The organism is Acidovorax sp. HMWF018 (assembly GCF_003061035.1).
GTDB lineage: Bacteria > Pseudomonadota > Gammaproteobacteria > Burkholderiales > Burkholderiaceae_C > Acidovorax > Acidovorax delafieldii.
Map to the genome: position 1 here is coordinate 12527 of NZ_QAIM01000479.1, position 4272 is coordinate 16798.

Consider the following 4272-nt stretch of genomic DNA (forward strand, 5'->3'; position numbering starts at 1 on the left):
GCCGAGGCGTTGGCCGTGGTCCGTGCCGAACGCCCCGACCTGGTGATCTCCGACATCCTGATGCCGACGATGGACGGTTTTGAGTTTGTGCGGCAACTGCGCTCAGAACACGGCCTGGCGGCCACGCAGGTGATCTTTTGCAGCGCCCACTATCACGAGGAAGAAGCCCTGCGCCTTGCCAAGGCCTGCGGCGTGACCCAGGTGCTGTTCAAACCTTGCGAGCCGCAGGACATCCTGGCCGCCATCGAGCAGGCGCTCACGCAGATCCTCCACCAGCCCTCGGTGGCGCTGGAGCACAGTTTTCAGACCCGCCACCTGCAACTGATGACCGACAAGCTCACCGGCAACATGGCCGAGCTGGAGGTCATGAACCGGCGCCTGTCCGCGCTGACTGATCTGAACCTGCAACTGGCCTCCGAGCGCGACCCGCAGGTGCTGCTGGCCAATGTGTGCCGGGGTGCGCGCGAGCTGGTGGGCGCGCAGTACGCCGTGTTGTGCGTGGTGCGCAAGCACAGCGACGGTGCCATCATCTGCACCAGCGGCATGGACCCGGCCCTGCAGAACGGACCGCTCGATCTGCCTGTGGTGTCGCATGGCTTGTTGGGGCAGCTGCGGGCCGAACGCCGCCCGCAGCGCCTGGTCAATGCCGGCGGCGACCCTGTGGCGCTGGGTTTGCCCGCAGGCTATCCCCCGGTGCACACGGCGGTGATCGCACCCATCGTATCGTTGTCGTTCTCCTATGGCTGGCTGTGCCTGGCCAACAAGCTGGGGGCCGATGCCTTCAGCGCCGATGACGAAAAAGTCCTCGCCATCCTGGGCGCGCAGGTGGGCCGCATTTATGAAAACGGCAGCCTCTACCTGGAGATCCAGCAGCACGCCGACCAATTGCAGGTGCAGGTGCAAGAGCGCCAGCGGGCCGTGGATGCGCTGCGTGCCAACAAGGCCAGCCTGCGCCGGGCCCAGGCGCTGGCCAAGATATCCCACGTCATCAGCGGGCCCGATGGCGCCTTCGAAAGCTGGCTCGACACCTTGCCCGACATGCTGGGCCTGGACGAAAGCGCCATGCCCCGGTCGGCCCGCGACTGGCTGGCACTGGTGCACCCCGATGACCGCGACATGTTCCGCCGCCATGCGCTGCAGGCTGCCCACCTGGGCGCGCGCATGGATTTCACCTACCGGGTCCTGCGTGGCGACGGCCAGCCGCTGTACTTGCGCCAGGTGATGGAGCCGCTGGAGGACGAGGCGGGCCGTGGGGAGCAGGGCCGCTGGTTCAACACCATCCAGGACATCACCAAGGAAAAGCGCGCCGAAGAAGAACTGCACGAAAGCGACCGCCGCTTCAACGACATGCTCGACAAGGTCGAGATGATCTCGCTGATGCTTGACTGCGAAGGACGCATCACCTACTGCAACGACTACCTGCTGCGCCTGACGGGCTGGCAGCGCGACGAGGTGTTTGGCCGCAACTGGTTCGATCTGTTCGTTCCACCCGAGATGGGCGATGTGCGCAGTGTTTTTGCGGACGTGCTGGCCGATCGGCCGTCGGCCTGGCACTACGACAACGAGATACTGACCCGCTCTGGCGGGCGGCGCCTGGTGCACTGGAACAACACCGTACTGCGCTCGGTGGGCGGGCAGGTGACCGGGGTGGCAGCCTTGGGAGAAGACATCACGGCGCGCCGGGATGCCGAGCGGCGCATCAAACGGCTCAACCGCGTGTACGCCGTGCTCAGCGGCATCAACACCTTGATCGTGCGCGTGCGCCAGCGCGACGAGCTGTTCCGCGAGGCCTGCCGTGTCGCGGTGGAGCACGGCCAGTTCAAGATCGCCTGGATCGGCCGCGTGGACCATGCTCTGCAAGAGGTGGTGCCGGTGGCGCTCGCCGGGGCCGGGGCGGAGTTCCTCATGCATGTGCGGCGCCGGTTGTGGCTCAGCGAAACCCCCAGGGAGGGCGAAAGCCTGAGTGCCAGCGTGGTGCGCACCCAGCAGGCCGCGGTGTGTGAAGACATTCAGAGCGACCCGCGCATTCTGGTGCCGCAGGAGCTGGCTGCGCGCGGCGTGGCATCCATGGCCGTGTTGCCCTTGCTGGTGGCGCGCGAGGTGGTGGGCGTGATCGCCCTCTTTGCAGACGAAGCCGGGTTCTTTGATGATGACGAGATGCACCTGCTGACCGAGCTGGCGGGGGACATCGGCTTTGCCATGGACCACCTCGACAAGGAAGAGCGGCTGAACTACCTGGCGTACTACGACGACATCACCGGTCTGCCCAACCGCACCCTGTTCCTGGAGCGCAGCGGCCAGCACCTGCGGCCGCGCGAAGGGGCCAAGGCGCTGCTGGGCATGGGGCTCATGGACATCAGCCGGTTTCGGTTCGTCAACGACACCCTGGGGCGCCAGGAGGGGGATGAGCTGCTCAAGCAGGTGGCGCAGCGCCTGCAACAGGCGGCGGGCGACGCCTACGACGTGGCGCGCATTGGCGTCAACAGCTTCGGCATCGCCGTGACCGACGCGCGGGATGCGGGCGCAGTGGCGCTGGCCCTGGATGGCCTGATGCGCGCCTGTTTTGATGCGCCCTTTGTGCTGGGCGGCACGGAGCTGCGCATGGCGGCCAAGGCCGGTGTCGCGCTGTACCCCATGGACGGTGCCGATGCAGAGACCCTGCTGCGCAACGCGGAGGCAGCCCTCAACAAGGCCAAGGCCTCGGCAGACAGCCTGCTGTTTTACACCTCGGAGATGAACACCCGCGTGGCGGAGGCCCTGAGCCTGGAAGGCCGCCTGCGCGACGCACTGGAGCAAGGCCAGTTCGTGCTGCACTACCAGCCCAAACAGCACCTGGCCACGGGTGCCATTGCCGGGGCCGAGGCCCTCATCCGCTGGAACGATCCCCGCCGGGGGCTGGTGCCACCCGTGCAGTTCATCCCCATTCTGGAAGAAACCGGCCTGATCTACGACGTGGGCCGCTGGGCGCTGCGCCAGGCCCTGGCCGACAACCTGCGCTGGCGCCAGGCGGGGCTGGCGCCCCTGCGGGTCGCCGTCAATGTGTCGTTCTTGCAGCTGCGGCACCGGGGCTTCATTGCCGAGGTGCGCGACGCCGTGGCCCACGACGCAGGGGCGGCCGCTGGGTTGGAGCTGGAGATCACCGAAAGCATGGTCATGGACGATGTGCAGCACAGCACCGCCAGCCTGCATGCACTGCGCGAGATGGGCATCACCATTGCCATCGACGACTTTGGCACAGGTTTCTCGTCACTGAGCTACCTGGCCAAACTGCCGGTCGATACGCTCAAGATCGACCGGTCCTTCATCCTGAACATGGCCTCAGGCCCGCAGGGCGTGGCGCTGGTCTCCACCATCGTCAACCTGGGGCACTCGCTGGGCCTCAAAGTAGTGGCCGAAGGTGTGGAGACCGAGGACCAGTCCCGGCATCTGGCGCTGCTGGGTTGCGACGAGATCCAGGGGTATCTGCTGAGCAAGCCGGTGCCTGCCGAGGTGTTTGAGGCGCAGTTTCTTCAGTCAGCGGTGGCCGATTGACAGAGCATGTCTTCGGCGTGTTTGCGCTTTAGTCCACAACGGGCTGTCTGGTCATTTGTTAAGGCGATTCGCGCATATGCAGCGTGTGCGTTGCAACGACATTTGCCAGCACCTCATCATGGGTAACCAACACTAAAGCAGCCCCGGATTCGTGTACGGCATCTAGCAGTACCTGTATAGCCTCTTGCTGCGTGATGGGGTCCAGGCGCGAGGTGGGCTCGTCGGCAAACAGCAGCGCTGGTTGCGCCACCAGCACGCGCGCCAGCGCAATGCGCTGCAACTCGCCGCCCGAGACTTGGTCGGGCCTGCGCGCCAGCAGGTCCTCGGGCACGCGCAGCTGCGCCAGGCGCTGCTGCACGGCCTTCCAGTCGCAGCGGTGCAGCCGGGCGGCGTCGCGCAGCGACTGGGCCAGGCTGATGTGCGGAGCAAACGAACTGACCGGGTCCTGGTACAGCTTTTGGAACGCATACGGGCGCAGCCGGGCGCTGCGCTCCACACGGCCTGTGTCGGGCGCCACCAGGCCCAGCAGCACATTGCCCAGTGTGCTTTTGCCGGTGCCGCTTGGGCCTTGCACGGCGATGCGTTCGCCGCTGCGCAGTTCCAGGTCCAGCGGCGCAAACAGCTTCTGCGCACCATAGGCTTTGGAGATGCCATGCGCCTGTACGACGGGCTCACCCAGCGTGGGCTCGGCAAACGGCAGCCAGCGGGCCGGGTCGGCCTGCAGCAACTGGCGGGTAAAGG

The 4272-nt window shown here is 66.3% G+C and carries 2 protein-coding genes; one reads left to right on the plus strand and one right to left on the minus strand.

Features of this window, described 5'->3' with window-relative positions:
• Nucleotides 1-3531, plus strand: a 3531-nt coding sequence (locus DBR23_RS20355; protein WP_108499409.1) for an EAL domain-containing protein, incomplete at its 5' end; no start/stop codon positions are given.
• Between the two features lie 58 nt (nt 3532-3589).
• Here the strand turns inward: DBR23_RS20355 and DBR23_RS20360 are convergent.
• On the minus strand, nt 3590-4272 hold a 683-nt coding region (locus DBR23_RS20360; protein WP_146191386.1), incomplete at its 5' end, for an ATP-binding cassette domain-containing protein.